The 14,105-nt window shown below is 53.6% G+C and carries 12 protein-coding genes and 1 riboswitch; of the genes, 4 read left to right on the top strand and 8 right to left on the bottom strand.

What is annotated here, in order from left to right:
- Position 1: 1 nt before the first annotated feature.
- Positions 2-784 (bottom strand): hypothetical protein, encoded by a 783-nt coding sequence (locus L5220_RS03355; RefSeq protein WP_499571589.1) that lies wholly within the window; start codon positions 782-784, stop codon positions 2-4.
- A gap of 154 nt (positions 785-938) precedes the next feature.
- On the opposite strand from L5220_RS03355, the gene L5220_RS03350 reads away from it, so the two are divergent.
- Positions 939-2,240, top strand: coding sequence for a PrsW family glutamic-type intramembrane protease (locus L5220_RS03350; RefSeq protein WP_499571587.1), 1,302 nt, complete (start codon positions 939-941; stop codon positions 2,238-2,240).
- Positions 2,241-2,277: 37 nt separating this feature from the next.
- Here the strand turns inward: L5220_RS03350 and L5220_RS03345 are convergent, their stop codons facing one another.
- From L5220_RS03345 to bchL, 3 genes are read right to left on the bottom strand one after another with little or no spacing between them, the layout of a single operon-like run.
- Positions 2,278-3,654: a ferredoxin:protochlorophyllide reductase (ATP-dependent) subunit N gene (locus L5220_RS03345; RefSeq protein WP_448527874.1), complete on the bottom strand. Its 1,377-nt coding sequence runs from the start codon at positions 3,652-3,654 to the stop codon at positions 2,278-2,280.
- 23 nt (positions 3,655-3,677) lie between these two features.
- Positions 3,678-4,058, bottom strand: coding sequence for a DUF5331 domain-containing protein (locus L5220_RS03340; protein ID WP_499571584.1), 381 nt, complete (start codon positions 4,056-4,058; stop codon positions 3,678-3,680).
- 45 nt (positions 4,059-4,103) lie between these two features.
- Entirely contained in the window at positions 4,104-4,961 is an 858-nt protein-coding gene (gene bchL, locus L5220_RS03335; protein ID WP_099798749.1) for a ferredoxin:protochlorophyllide reductase (ATP-dependent) iron-sulfur ATP-binding protein, read from the bottom strand.
- Positions 4,962-5,574: 613 nt separating this feature from the next.
- Here bchL and L5220_RS03330 point away from each other — a divergent pair.
- The gene (locus L5220_RS03330; protein WP_499571582.1) at positions 5,575-6,183 is read left to right on the top strand and encodes a CPP1-like family protein; all 609 of its coding nucleotides are present in this window, start codon (positions 5,575-5,577) and stop codon (positions 6,181-6,183) included.
- On the opposite strand, the gene dnaN is transcribed toward L5220_RS03330, so the two are convergent.
- The 4 genes from dnaN to L5220_RS03310 all read right to left on the bottom strand — a co-directional run bounded on the left by dnaN (position 6,180) and on the right by L5220_RS03310 (position 11,068).
- On the bottom strand, positions 6,180-7,289 hold the full coding sequence (gene dnaN / locus L5220_RS03325; protein ID WP_499571580.1) for a DNA polymerase III subunit beta: 1,110 nt from the start codon (positions 7,287-7,289) through the stop codon (positions 6,180-6,182). The genes L5220_RS03330 and dnaN overlap by 4 nt on opposite strands.
- Before the next feature lie 249 nt (positions 7,290-7,538).
- Positions 7,539-8,555 carry an inorganic phosphate transporter gene (locus tag L5220_RS03320; RefSeq protein WP_499571578.1) on the bottom strand — a complete coding sequence of 339 codons (1,017 nt, stop codon included), beginning with the start codon at positions 8,553-8,555 and terminating at the stop codon, positions 7,539-7,541.
- Positions 8,556-8,574: 19 nt separating this feature from the next.
- Positions 8,575-9,951, bottom strand: coding sequence for a phosphomethylpyrimidine synthase (gene thiC / locus L5220_RS03315; protein ID WP_499571724.1), 1,377 nt, complete (start codon positions 9,949-9,951; stop codon positions 8,575-8,577).
- A 10-nt stretch (positions 9,952-9,961) separates the two neighbouring features.
- A riboswitch (TPP riboswitch) is annotated at positions 9,962-10,060 on the bottom strand.
- 72 nt (positions 10,061-10,132) lie between these two features.
- The gene (locus tag L5220_RS03310) at positions 10,133-11,068 is read right to left on the bottom strand and encodes a septal ring lytic transglycosylase RlpA family protein (RefSeq protein WP_499571576.1); all 936 of its coding nucleotides are present in this window, start codon (positions 11,066-11,068) and stop codon (positions 10,133-10,135) included.
- Between the two features lie 515 nt (positions 11,069-11,583).
- Between L5220_RS03310 and L5220_RS03305 the strand changes: the two genes are divergently transcribed.
- Entirely contained in the window at positions 11,584-13,356 is a 1,773-nt protein-coding gene (locus tag L5220_RS03305) for a DUF2339 domain-containing protein (protein WP_499571574.1), read from the top strand.
- Positions 13,353-13,988 carry a pyridoxamine 5'-phosphate oxidase gene (gene pdxH / locus L5220_RS03300; protein ID WP_499571572.1) on the top strand — a complete coding sequence of 212 codons (636 nt, stop codon included), beginning with the start codon at positions 13,353-13,355 and terminating at the stop codon, positions 13,986-13,988. The genes L5220_RS03305 and pdxH overlap by 4 nt, the downstream gene beginning before the upstream one ends.
- The last annotated feature ends 117 nt before the right edge of the window (positions 13,989-14,105 follow it).

Raw genomic sequence — 14,105 nt, 5'->3', positions numbered from 1 at the left:
GCTAACTCGACAAAATTAATTCCCATTCCTCAAGAAGCGTATCAATACTACTATCGGAGTGGCTGGCTGGCTCTGGCGGCGTGGAGTTGGTCTCTAGTTGCTCTGTAGTGTCTGGAAAGAGGGCGTCGCTCTCCTGTTCTGGCACAGATGAAGGTGGGGTCAAGTAAATCTCACGGACATCGCTGGGGAGGCGATCGCCCAGCATATCTAACCCCTGCTCTAGGTGCTGCTGAAGTTCTGCGAGGCTAACCGTTTCCCCTTGGACTTCCAGATACGCCCGTACTCGCTCTAAACTCCAATGGAAGGTTTGGGTAGTCACCAACACCAAGCGGGTGAGAGCAGGCAAATACGCAAGGCTGGCCTCAAGATAGCACCAGAGGGGGGGAGGGGCATCCTTCAGAGTATAGGTAATGTACTCGATACCCGGCAGATCTTCTTGAATCAGTGTGGCAGTACGATTGACAATCCAGTTGCGCAGCGATGCAGCTTCTTCGTCACCAACCCTAATTCCCGTCGGCGTGAATTCTACGAGATCAAGACTAAAAAAGAGGGTATGCCACATTTTGGCAAAGAGGTAATCAACCTGTACAGGCGATTTCCCATGGTGTTGCAAGACACTGTAAACCAAGGGAGCGTAGCGACAGTAGAGCGCAATGAAGTAGCAGCCGCGATCGCGCTCATCCTGAAACCCATGAATCAATGCCTCATCTGACCACTCTAAAAGAGGTTGAATGAGGGGGTGTTGCCGCTCCGTCATCATCGGGAAGGAAAGTACCTTGATCATCTCACTGCCCTTGAACCAGATAGTTCGCTCTACGGCGTTGGCAACTGTCCTATGCAGGTTCTCGCTAGCTGGTAGGGGGAGTGCCGACCTTAGTATTCTAGGTATTCTAGTCATTGACCGCCTGTGGTGAAACCCAGGGATTGGAACCCATGATATGACTGGCGATCGCCCCCGTTTTTCCCTCAACCCAACCCTCAAGTATGCGGGTGTGCTGCGGCAGGTGGCACCGGAAATGGCGCAGTTTTGGCTCTCACAACAGGAACCAACAATTATGGGGCGCGATCCGGAGACCTGTCACATTGTCCTTGACTCCCAACTCTACACATCGGTCTCTCGCCACCATGCTCAGTTTAACTGTGCTACGCCTGCCCCCAACAGAATTCCCCAATGGTCAATTGTGGATCTAGGCAGCGTGAACGGCACCTACGTCAACCAACAACGGATCGAGCAGGAGACGCTCCTGAAGGCGGGCGATCGCATTCAGTTAGGTCGCCAAGGCCCTGAATTTGTGTTGGAATACTTGCCCCTCACCGATGTGGTCAGCACCACTCCCGATCAGCAACTGACCCTCACCCAACTGCTACCCATTTTCGCCATTCATCCCGACTGGGTGCGCAAAGCCTACCTTGTCCCCGGAATTGTTACGGTCATTGCCGTCATCCTGCTCTTTGCAACTGCGGGTAACCCCAATGCCTTTAAGGTGATTTTGGCACTGTACCTAGGTAGTGCCGCCTATTACTTCATCTATCAACTATGTGGCAAACGCAAACCGTGGTGGGTACTCTTAGCCAGTCTGACCCTTGAGATTCTGATTCTGCAAAGTCCAATCTTGCCGGCCATGATCTATGTGTTTCGCACCGTGCTGCCTGGCCAACTTCGCCCCCCTGATCCCTCCTTTTGGGTGTTGCTGGGGCATAATTTTATTGGCGCAGGACTCATGGAAGAATTGCTCAAAGCGATGCCCATTGCTGTGGCCTATGGCTTGGGGCGCTGGTTACCCAGTCCGTGGCAACAAAAGATTGGGGTCTGGGAGCCATTGGATGGCATTCTTTTGGGAGCCGCCTCAGGGCTGGGCTTTACTTGGATGGAAACCCTCGGACACTATGTGCCCGGAATCGCAGGGCAGTTTGGGGATCTAGCAGGCTTACAAGTCCTTATTCCGCGGGTGTTGGGATCCCTGACCGGCCACATGGCCTACACCGGCTACTTGGGCTACTGCATTGGCTTGAGTGTGCTGCGCCCTCGCTATGCGCTGCTCATTGTGATCGTGGGGCTGGGGCTATCTGCGTTTTTGCACGCTCTCTGGAATGCCTCTGCGGCCAGTTTTGGCCCCATGGGGTTAGCCATGGTTGGAATTTTGGCCTATCTATTTTTAACCGCGGCCATTCTCAAGGCACGACAACTCTCACCGACGCGATCGCAAAACTTTGCCACTCGCTTCTACGGTCATCGCTAACCCAGCCTTGAGCCTAGATTAAGATATTCAGACACATTTAGACTAATTGCTGCCATCCCAGCCCTGCGAGAGCGTGATTGCGTCGCAGGGGGCGGGTCACCAGCTCCAAAATATCGCGGGCATTGCCAAAGCCGTGGATTTGGGCAAAGGTAAACTCCACTGACCATTTGGTACTAATCCCCCGTGCTTCGAGGGGGTTAGCGTGCGCCATCCCCGTAATCACTAGATCCGGTTGCAGAGCCTTAATGCGTTGCAGTTGGTTATAGTTATCGGGCTTTTCAACGATGGTGGGCAGAGGATGATCCATCGCAGCACAGGTTTGGCTGAGCAGGTTCAACTCTGCCGCTTGGTAGCGCTTATCCATGTAGGGAATACCAATTTCGTGCACCCGCATCCCACAGCGAATCAAAAACCGTGCTAGGGAAATTTCTAAGAGATTATCCCCCATGAAAAAGACTGACTTGCCGCGCACAAGTTCGAGATAATCTGCCAGTTTTTCCCAGGTTTGGGCTTCGCGCTCCGCCAGTCCTTGGGGTTCGATGCCAAAGGTAGTACAGAGGGCTTCCACCCATGCCCGCGTGCCATCGGGACCAATGGGGAAGGGGGCATTAATGAGGTTGCACTTGCGGCGGCGCATTAAGGTTGTGGCCGTACGGCTTAAAAAGGGATTCACCCCAGCCACGTAGTAGCCCTCATCCACCACAGGCAGCTCGGTGTAGCGTTTACTAGGGAGCCAGCCCGACACCTGAATCCCCTGTTTTTTTAGCTCTAGGGTCAGTTGGGTCACAACGGGATCCGGCAGCGAGCCGAAGAGAACCAAGGGAGGGTGATCGTGATACTGGCTTGCCTCCGCTTGCACCTCTTCTTTTTTCTTGCCAAAGTTCAGCAGGCGTTGAATGGGGTTGCGCTCTTCGGTATTGGTGACGGCGGTGGGCGTGGGGCAGCGGGCCGCCATGGCGGCTAAAACGGTGTCTTCCCCTTGGGTAAAGGCATAGTCTAAACCGTTGGCTCGAGCAACCACAATGGGAATGCCAATTTCTGCCTCTAGTTTGGGAGCTAGTCCCTCTAGATCCATCTTGATAATTTCGGTGGTGCAGGTGCCAATCCAGACAATGACGCTGGGGTTGCGATCGCGCTTAATTTGCAAGCACAGTCGCTTTAGCTCTTCGTAATCGTTGAGCTGTGCTGAAATATCCCCTTCTTCCAGTTCCGCCATGGCATAACGCGGCTCGGCAAAAATCATCACCCCCATGGCATTTTGCAAGAAGTAGCCACAGGTTTTAGTCCCAATCACTAAAAAGAAGCTATCTTCAATTTTTTGGTACAGCCACGCCACACAACTAATGGGGCAAAAGGTGTGGTAGTTTCCGGTTTCGCACTCAACGTTCAGCGCATTGGGAGCAGTGGTGGTCATGGCAGGGGTCTCCAGCGAGGTAATTAGGGTTGACGATGTTGCAGGGCACCCTCAGCGTGTTCTTCAGCACGATTACTGACAAAGGGCTTAGGGGGCAGTAATCGCGGTTCGGGCGTCACTGGCACAGCGTTGTCGCCATTGGCTAGTGCTTCATCGGGATTGAAGTTCAGGCCAAGGGCAGAAATAATGCGGTCGGGATCATTACTCAGTTCGACAATCACAGGCAAGGCATCCGACAGGCGTGGCTCTAGGGCACTTAAGACCCCCAAAATAAAGCTGGAGGACGGCCGCCGCTGACCACGGTAGTTACTCCAAATCGCGAGACGGACAATCCAAGGTCGATTTTCTTGGTAGTAGGCCAGCCACTTGCTGCGCACCGTTTGCCGTAATTGCTCAGGATTCATGATCACTCCATTGAATCGGGTTCCGTGGAGTATTCTAGGGGAGTTTTACACCGTTAGGAGTTGGCGATCGCCTGCCGGTGTGGCCGTTGTCGGATTCAAATAGAAATCTGACAGCAGCGCAAAGAGATCGCGATCAGGGGCATCCTTAGGTACAACCCCTTCTGGCTGTGCCAATACCTGATCCGCGATATTCAAGTAGTAATCGCACACTGGGTTAAGGCTAGGATCTTGTTCGGCCATCTCAAACAGGGTTTTGCCCTTGACCCGCGATACCCGGATATCCTCAATCAGGGGTAGCACTTCGAGGATCGGCATCGGCACCGCTTCCACATACTTTTCAATGAGATCCCGCTTGCTGGTGCGGTTGCCAATCAGCCCCGCTAGGCGCAAGGGATGAGTCCGGGCTTTTTCCCGGACTGAGGCCGCAATACGATTGGCTGCAAACAGAGCATCGAAGCCATTGTCAGTGACAATGAGGCAGTAGTCGGCATAGTTGAGGGGGGCAGCAAACCCACCACAGACAACATCCCCTAGCACATCAAAGAGAATGACATCGTACTCGTCAAAGGCATTCAGTTCCTTGAGCAACTTTACTGTTTCACCCACCACATAACCGCCACAGCCTGCCCCAGCGGGCGGCCCACCCGCTTCGACGCAGTCCACACCGCCGTAGCCTTTGTAGATCACATCTTCGGGCCAGACATCTTCGTAGTGATAGTCCTTGGCTTGAAGGGTGTCAATGATCGTGGGAATCAAAAACCCCGTAAGGGTAAAGGTACTGTCGTGCTTAGGATCACAGCCGATTTGCAGGACTTTTTTGCCCCGCCGAGCTAATGCTACCGAGATGTTGCAACTGGTCGTGGATTTGCCAATGCCACCTTTACCGTAAACTGCGAGCTTCAAGGTTTGCCTCCCTGTGATGATTGGAGTAACGCGATGACCTATTGCCATTCTCAGGGGCATTGCTGGACATGGGGAGGGGGAGCATAAAATATTTTTTCTGTAATAAATTCTAGTTAATAATTAAAAAAATCTAAGAATTACTATTGGCTCTTAAATTCTGATAAAAGCCATAGAAATTTTATAAGGTTTGAAAAAGCTATTTTTTTATTTATCTTTTATATAAAAAGTATAAAAATATAAAAAGCTCTTTTGCAGGTGCGACTGCTCACTTTCCATGTCAGGAGCAGTGTTCATTCCCTCCCTACGGGGCGATCGCCAAGGATGTCGTACCCCAAAAAATAGGGGGGCGATCGCCCCCAAGATCTGGATGGCCTAGAAACGGTCGTGAACCCCTAAAGGGCAGACGTATTGTAAAAAATAATTACAGTTACTGAAAGTAAAATTTTTGTTACGATTAGGGGTAGCTCCAGTGGTTTGATTGGGGGAAGAATACCCATGGAAACGCTTGCCCGACAACTACTTGCTAGAATTTGAGGGCAGGCCATGATGCTAAGGTGGCCTTAGACTTACTGTTGACACTGCTCCAAATAAATGGCCAATGGACAACTCCGCCATGAGTGACAACCCTTACGAAAAGCTCCAAGTTTCAGAAGATGCTTCCTTTGAGCAGATCAAGGAAGCACGGGATGCGTTAATCGCCACCCATCCGGGGGACGAGCGGCAGCGCACAGAAATTGAAGCTGCCTACGATGCCATTTTGATGGATCGCTTGCGCCAGCGACAGGAAGGCAAAATCAAAGTACCAGAGCGGATTCGCTATGCCGAGCGACTGGCCGAGTCAGCACCGGCCAAAATCAATCGTATTGGCACTCACCCTGCACTGAAGTGGTGGCAGCAACAGTTAGATATGCCATCCTTGCGCGGCATCCTAATTACATCGTCAGTCTATGCTGCTCTGATGGCGATCGGCATCTCTCAAGCGAATCCAGATACGATCGCCCTGGTGCTCTCCTTGGGTGTTGGCTTTAACCTTGTGTGGTTACAGCGCAAGGAACAGCGGCTGGGTCGCGCCTTTTTACTCACATTGATGGCCCTCATCGTTGGTGCCGTGGTAGCCGTTGCTATCTATCACCTCTTCCCAGGAATGCTCTTGAGCGTCGATCAAACCGTTGGGTTAGGCGTATTTATCACCTTTTGGCTCACCAGCAATTTTTTGCGCTAATTGCGAATTTGGATCGGCATGACAAGGTAAGTCATCTGGGTCTCGCCAAGGGGACGCAGAATGGCAGGTTGGGTGCTGCTGTTCAGTTGCAGTTGCACCTCGGTGCTGTCCATCACTTTTAGCCCATCAAGCAAGTACTTAACGTTGAAGGCAATATCAATGGAGTCCCCAGAAATTTGCGCAGGTAGATCCTCTTTGCCTTCTCCGAGCTGGGGGGCTTCGGCAGACAGATTCAGTTGTTGCTCGCTGGCATTAATACTGATTTTGACGACATTATTTTTTTGAGCCGCGAGAATGGCGATGCGCTCAAGGGCATTGCTCAGGGCAATGCGATCCACTGTCACTTGTCGCTCAAAGGTTTTGGGGATGAGTTGGCGATAGTTGGGATATTGGCCTTCAAGGAGGCGACTGGTAATGCGGGCATCGGTACCAATATCAAAGACCACTTGGGTGGGGTCACAGCGGAGCATAATCTCGCTATCTTGCTTAGACATGAGTCTCTCTAGGTCTTTGAGAGATTTGGCAGGGATAGTGATGGGGGAAAGAGCGGTGGGGATGGGCTGCTCGGTGAGGGTAACTGCAAGACGATGACCATCGGTGGCGGCAAATTCAAGGCGATCGATTTCAAAGGTGACGTGCAACCCAGTGAGGATTTGTTTGCTTTCATCCGCACTGGCAGCAAAGAGGGTGCTGTGTAACCCTTCCCGGAGGGTGTTAGCAGGGAGAGTAATGGGGGGGATGTCGTCCAGATTAGGGAGAGCGGGGAATTCTTCGGCACTCATACCTTGAATTTCAAAGTGACCCGTGCCATAGTCGAGAATGACGCGGGTGTCTTCGGCGGTGATTTCAATATCCCGATTGGGCATCCGAGACACCATCTCGCTAAACAGTTTGGCGGAGACGGTGATAGCGCCACTCACTTTAACCTCAGCGTCTAACCAAATCTGCATACCAAGGCTAAGGTCAAAGACGGAGAGACCGAGACGACCATCGTCCGCTTGGAGCAGAATGTTGGCCAGTATGGGGTGGGAAGGATTGCTGGGGGCAACTCGACTCAGGGGAGCCAGTTTACTGCTGAGGGCAGTCTGTGAACAAACAACTTTCATCTAAATCTCCAAGGTACCCCAAGATAGAACGGGACAGGATCGGTACGGTAGCATGAGTCGCTAGCATATTTCAACTTGGTTGATTTGGCGTACAGCCTCCACAATGAGGATCGAACCTGCAACCATGGCCAGCACCCCAGCCACCACACCCCATACCTCTTGGCTGACTCGCTGCCGCATACCGTTTGCCTGCCCCAGAGGATAGTCACAAGCACCCCTAAATTCACCACGTCTTGCCTCACGCCTGATCTATTGTTTTCTGCTAAATCCCCAAGCCATGGCTGCTGCCACGACTGCAGCGCCGGGAACCGTCAAGACCCATGCCACTAGAATATGCCGCCACGTTTGCCAGTTCACCCCTAGCTCAGGATGGTGTTGATAGCCTGCGCCTGTAATGGCACCGACGACAACTTGGGTGGTACTGACGGGAAACCCTACAAGACTAGCGGCTGTGACCGTTAGGGCAGCACTGAGGTTGGCCATGCATCCACTAAGGGGGTCAAGGGTGGTAATTTTTTCGCCGGTAGTACGAATAATTCGCTCCCCACCGCCGTAGGTGCCCATGGCGATCGCCACGGCACAGAGCGCAATGACCCACAGGGGAACACCGGCCTCTGGAGACAACTGACCAACACTCACTAAGGCCAGCGTAATCACCCCCATGGTTTTCTGGGCATCATTGGCACCGTGGGCAAAGGCCATTAGGGTACCGCTGAGAATTTGGAGGTGTTGCCAGCGCGGCTCAGGTACTTCTCCCACCCATTGCAGGAGATGCTCTACCAGTGCCATCAGGGTCATTCCCACCGCCACTGCTAGCAATGGCGAGAGCACCATGGGTATCACGACTGCCTGCACAATTCCCTGCCAGCGCACAGCGTTTGCCGCCCCTTGAGCCACTGCCGCCCCCACCAACCCCCCAATGAGTGCGTGGGAGGAACTGCTGGGCAGTCCCCAATACCACGTCAGCAGGTTCCAAAGCACTGCCCCCACCAAGGCAGCAGCAATGACCCCGAGCCAATGACCGCCCAGTTGGCTGCGCTCGAGAATCCCCTGCTCAATGGTCAGTGCCACGCGAGTACTTAAAAAGGCTCCCGCAAAGTTGGCGATCGCCGCCACAATCAGAGCTGAACGCAACGAGAGGGCGCGGGTGGCCACCACCGTTGCAATAGCATTGGCCGCATCATGAAAGCCGTTGGTGACATCAAAAAGGAGGGCGATCGCCACCAAGAGGATCACCCCCCCATCAACCCCGAGCAGGGAGATCATGACTGACGCCCGCAGTCCCTTAAACGCTGACGGTATCTTTATCTTTGGCCAAGAACTGCTCCAGCTCCGCTAGTGCCTCAGCATCCACTTTGGTTTGCATGGGGCAGAACTTCGGCCCACACATCGAGCAAAACTCAGCGGTCTTGTAAATATCGGCGGGGAGGGTTTCATCGTGGTACTCCCGCGCCCGGTCTGGGTCTAAGGCCAACTCAAACTGCTTATTCCAGTCAAAGTTATAGCGAGCATGGGAGAGTTGATCATCGCGATCGCGTGCTCCCGGACGGTGGCGAGCAATATCCGCTGCATGGGCTGCAATCTTATAGGCAATTAAGCCATTGCGGACATCTTCAGCATTGGGTAAGCCCAGGTGTTCCTTAGGCGTGACGTAGCACAGCATTGCGGTGCCGTACCATCCAGCCATCGCCGCGCCAATGGCACTGGTAATGTGGTCATAGCCGGGGGCAATATCCGTCACCAACGGCCCAAGCACATAGAAGGGGGCTTCAGAGCACTCCTCCATTTGTTTACGCACATTGAATTCAATTTGATCCATCGGCACATGGCCGGGGCCTTCTACCATCACCTGCACATCGTGCTCCCACGCCTTGCGGGTGAGTTCCCCAAGGGTTTTTAGCTCCGCCAATTGCGCTTCGTCAGAGGCATCATGAAGACAGCCCGGGCGGAGGGAATCCCCCAGCGAGAACGAGACATCGTATTTTTTAAAAATCTCGATAATGTCGCGGAAGTGAGTATAAAGGGGGTTTTGCTTATGGTGGTGCAGCATCCACTTCGCCAAAATACCGCCCCCCCGAGAGACAATACCCGTAATGCGGTTTTTCACCAAGGGCAAGTATTCAATGAGAATACCCGCATGGATGGTCATATAGTCCACCCCTTGTTGGGCGTGCTTTTCAATGACATGGAGGAAATCGTCCGCCGTGAGCCGATCTATATTGCCATGGACACTCTCAAGGGCTTGATAAATCGGTACGGTGCCAATGGGCACCGGCGAGGCATTAATAATGGCGGTGCGAATGGCATCGAGATCACCGCCGCCCGTCGAGAGATCCATCACCGTATCTGCACCGTACTTCACCGCCAGATGCAGCTTGGCCAGTTCTTCCTCTAAGTTAGAGGAGTTGGGAGAGGCACCAATGTTGGCATTAACCTTGCATTTAGAAGCAATGCCAATGGCCATCGGTTCAAGATTAGGGTGATTAATATTGGCGGGGRTAATCATCCGCCCCCGCGCCACTTCATCGCGGATGAGTTCTGGGGGTAGGTTCTCGCGCCGCGCCACATAGTGCATTTCCTCGGTGATGATCCCTTGGCGGGCATAATGCATCTGAGTAACATTATCCTGCCCCTTACGAGCAGCAATCCATTCGCTACGCACCATTGATAGAATCCTCTCTAGACAGCTTCCCTGCGCCAGCATGATCCGGTTCAGGTTCTAAGGGTTTACTCTCAGCCTGCTGTGATCACAGACACCCCTAGCATGTGGTTCATTCTATCATTTTGCCCTTGGAGGATGGCGATGTACCGCAGCACCCCTTCCCCGTGGGGTTACTGCAATACTACTGCAATACGTCAATGCGTACTGGCCCGACGCCAGTCCCAATGAGGCCAATGGCAGCAGCCGCACCGCGAGAGAGGTCAATTTCCCGTCCCGGTGTAAATGGGCCACGGTCGTTAATCCGCACAATCACCGATCGCCCATTATGGAGGTTGGTAACCCGTACCCGGGTGCCAAAGGGCAGTGTTTTGTGGGCGGCGGTCATGGCATCTTGGTTAAACCGCTCACCATTGGCGGTGCGCGCACCGTGGAAGCCGGGGCCATACCATGAGGCCATACCAGTAACCTGCATACGAATCGGGCCGACGGCCACTACAGTATTGTCAGAGCCGTCAACACTGGTGAGGGCAGGTGCATTCCCTAACTGCCGCCGAATGAGGTTGGCAATGCGCAGGGCATTTTCATCGCTGCGCTGCTGGTTTTGGGGTAGCAAAATCTGGTTATTGAGGGTGAGGAGGTGCTCTTTGTCGGCGTAGATGCGATAGCGCTGTTGCTGCCCATCCCAGCGTACCCGTATTAAGTTGGCATCAAAACCTTGCTCGTGGAGTTGGTTGAGGCGGGCAGTTAAAATCGTTGCCTGCTGCGCGGCATCCGAAAGGGTGGTTTGCTCAGGGGAGGCCCCACCACTGGCGGTGGCAACTTTCACCCCTGCTGGCTGGGCGGCATTGGTGCCCATGAAGGTGAGAATGGGAATCCCTCGCAAATAGACCGTAATGGCTTCCCGACCCTGCTTTTCGTAGCGATGCAGGGTGGCGATCGCCCGGGTGGCAATGGGCGCAGTGGCTTGGCGTTCCCCCACTTTGCTGGCAACAACGGCGGCCTCAGGAGCAGGAGCCGAGGTGGTTGCGGGTGCGGGCGTATTTGCACGGCTGTCGGAGAACACTCCGAACACCGCCAGCGCAGTTGTCGTCAAACCAATGTAAAGCGTTTTCTTCATAAGCGTCCGTTAAAAAGGGCATCCATACGGCAGGACAGCGGGGCACCAAGGTCACAGGCTAACCCGTACTGGTGCCGTGTTCGCTCTCATAGCGGAACTGTTTCAACCTACCACGAACCCCAAAACTCAAGCATCTGCACCCTTTTGTTCATGACGAACATTCGCAGAGAGAATAAAAAAAGTGAACACTGTTAAAACTCACACAGACTGGCACGTTGACGGAATTTGCAGTCGTCGATCAAAAATAAGTAAAAATTATAAAGATTTCCTAATTAATTTTTAATTTCTGAAGTCTTTTGTGATTTAGATCACGCAAAAGTCAGATTCTTTTCCCAGAGAAAATTTGCCTTTTACTCCCTTTTCTGGGTGGCATAGGACGATTTGCGGGGAACGTTGGCGCTGGCATCCCAAGGTCATCAGACGGGGGTCAAGCCAGTTAAGAAAGTGTATTGCCAGTGTTTTGAGGTGGCACGGTAGTGCATAAAACAGAAGTATGTCTCGCAGATGAGCAATTTATGGCCAACATCGATGATCTGCGCCAGCGTTTAGAGGTACTCGAAGCAACGGTTGCGGGCTTGGCGCGATCGCTGCGGATCCTCCAAGAAGCAGTGTTGCGCGAGGATCTGGCACCCGAGCCAGAACAACCTCCAATTTCACCTACTCCTGCCTCAGACCAGCCGACAACTGTCCCGGATCGCCCGTCACAGCAGCCTGCCCCTGTTTCTGCACCTGAAACACCCCCACCTCTACGGCCTGTGAGTGCACCCAAAACCGATTGGTTGCAAAACTGGGAATTGTGGCTCAACCGCCTAGGGATTGGGTTACTGTTGCTGGGGATTGCTTTCCTGTTTAAATACGCAATTGATCTTGGCTGGCTCACCGATGGGGTACTGGTGGCGATCGGGCTATTGATGGCAACGGGACTGATTGCGCTGGGGTGGCGGTTGCAGCAGCGCGCGATTTTTAGTCAGTTTCTTCAGGGGGGAGGGCTGGCCACCTATTACATTACGGGGTTTGCCGCCTACCAGCTAGATGTGGTCTCAATGGCGATCGCCTTTCCTTTGATGGTGGCGGTGACCTTAGCAGCCTTCTTCCTTGCCCTGCGGCAGAATCGTGCGATCTTTTCAGTGATTGGCACCCTTGGCGGCCTAGCAACGCCCTTCCTGCTGTACGAGGGATCCGGTAGCCCCCTTGCCTTAGCCGCCTATACCTTTGTGATTGTGGCGGGCAGTTGGGGGATCTACGCCTATAAAGGGTGGCGATCGCTCCTGTGGTCTAGCTTTTGGCTCGGCTGGCTGGTGCTCAGTATTGCCGTTAATGCCTTTAATGCAACCGGTCTAGCACCGTGGTTCCTGCAAGCCATTCTAGGGCTGACGTGGTTGGGCTTTACCGTCTTGCCACCGTGGTACCAGTGGGGCAATCGTGACCGTGCATCCCTTCCCCATGGTCAAGCCTTAGCACTCTTTAATCCACTCATTACTCTCAGTTTGTCGGCGGTTGTTTGGAACTGGTCTGCTACGACCGTTGGGGCTATCTTTATTGCCTTTGGTGCCCTGTACTTAGTCACGAGTCTGCTATGGCGGCGGATTCCCCCCTCTTGGCGCTGGGTTTATAGCCTAACAGGATTGTTGCTCATCTTGGCAGGCATTATCTATCGCTACCACAGCAACCCCTTAATTTTGGCACCCCTTGCCATTGAAGGGTTAATTTTGCACTACCTTGCCCAGTACTACCGCTCCGCCGCGTTGCAAACCATTGCCCATGTCTGGTGGGGGATCCTCACCGTAGTGATGGCCGCTCGCTTTTTAATTCTGGCGGCAGGCACCCCACCACTACTCAATCGCGAATTCATCACCGACCTAATTGTGATGGCCGCAGGGCTAGGGAGTACTCGCTTTTTGGCCGCCACAACCCGCCCCGTCTATTGGGTGTTTGGCTACGCCCTAACCTTGGGCTGGATTCAACACGAATTGGCAAGCTTCGGCACAGGAGCTGCCACCCTGCTGTGGGGACTGTTTGGGGTGGGGTTGCTCGTCTATGGGCTACGGCGGGATGTCTCAGGGGTGCGGATCGTTGCCCTCATTACCCTCGTTATTACAATTATCCGCCTCTTTATTATCGACCTCATCAGCCTTGCCCCTGCTTGGCGGGTACTGCTGTTTATGGGGTTTGGCCTTATTTTCTTGGTTCTCAGCTACTTTTTCCGTGCGCTGTGGCGACATCCCCCCACAGAATCCTCTAGGATCAGTGAAAACACTGCACCTGTTGAACCCGAAAAGGAATCATGACTCGCATTGCTGATCTACGCCGCGACTATCGTCGCCAACGCCTCCTCGAAACCGAAGTGGCGGCGAACCCCCTCCATCAATTTCAAGTGTGGTTTACAGAGGCCGTTAATGCTGAGTTGCCTGAACCGAATGCCATGACTTTGGCCACCATTGGCTTAGATGGGATGCCTGCGGCTCGCGTAGTGCTGCTCAAGGAACTCGATGAACGGGGGTTTGTCTTTTTCACCAACTACCGCAGCCGCAAAGGCCAAGAGCTAGCGCACACTCCAAAGGCCGCCTTAGTCTTTTGGTGGGCAGAACTAGAGCGCCAAGTACGTATTGAGGGAACGGTGGAGCGCATTAGCGCGGCGGAGTCGGATCACTATTTTGCGACGCGCCCCCTAGGGAGCCGTTGGGGAGCGTGGGCCTCACAGCAGAGTGAGGTCTTAGAGTCTTACGCAGAGTTAGAGGCAAAATTAGCGCAAATTGAGGCACGCTATGGGGAGGACGTTCCCCGCCCAGAGCATTGGGGGGGGTACCGGGTACTACCCACCCTGATTGAATTTTGGCAAGGTCGCCCGAACCGCCTCCACGATCGCCTCTGCTATCGGCGCACGGAAGGTGGCTGGCAGATGGTACGGCTTTACCCCTAGTTGACGACATCTCACAGAAAACCTCCGAGAAGCCCCGCACCTTCAGGTCGGGGAGGGACAGGAGCGGCAATTGAGAGGGGTTCAATACCCCCGAAATTGCCAGGTTTAGTACGCTTG

The sequence above is a fragment of the Synechococcus sp. PCC 6716 genome (assembly GCF_022570815.1).
Classification (GTDB): domain Bacteria; phylum Cyanobacteriota; class Cyanobacteriia; order Thermosynechococcales; family Thermosynechococcaceae; genus Thermosynechococcus; species Thermosynechococcus lividus.
This window is presented reverse-complemented; position numbering and strand designations above follow the sequence as displayed.

Coding starts and splice junctions, on each gene's coding strand:
- L5220_RS03355 (WP_499571589.1), bottom strand. CDS start 784: ATGATCAAGGTACTTTCCTTCCCGATGATGACGGAGCGGCAACACCCC.
- L5220_RS03350 (WP_499571587.1), top strand. CDS start 939: ATGACTGGCGATCGCCCCCGTTTTTCCCTCAACCCAACCCTCAAGTAT.
- L5220_RS03345 (WP_448527874.1), bottom strand. CDS start 3,654: ATGACCACCACTGCTCCCAATGCGCTGAACGTTGAGTGCGAAACCGGA.
- L5220_RS03340 (WP_499571584.1), bottom strand. CDS start 4,058: ATGAATCCTGAGCAATTACGGCAAACGGTGCGCAGCAAGTGGCTGGCC.
- L5220_RS03330 (WP_499571582.1), top strand. CDS start 5,575: ATGAGTGACAACCCTTACGAAAAGCTCCAAGTTTCAGAAGATGCTTCC.
- dnaN (WP_499571580.1), bottom strand. CDS start 7,289: ATGAAAGTTGTTTGTTCACAGACTGCCCTCAGCAGTAAACTGGCTCCC.
- L5220_RS03320 (WP_499571578.1), bottom strand. CDS start 8,555: ATGATCTCCCTGCTCGGGGTTGATGGGGGGGTGATCCTCTTGGTGGCG.
- L5220_RS03310 (WP_499571576.1), bottom strand. CDS start 11,068: ATGAAGAAAACGCTTTACATTGGTTTGACGACAACTGCGCTGGCGGTG.
- L5220_RS03305 (WP_499571574.1), top strand. CDS start 11,584: ATGGCCAACATCGATGATCTGCGCCAGCGTTTAGAGGTACTCGAAGCA.
- pdxH (WP_499571572.1), top strand. CDS start 13,353: ATGACTCGCATTGCTGATCTACGCCGCGACTATCGTCGCCAACGCCTC.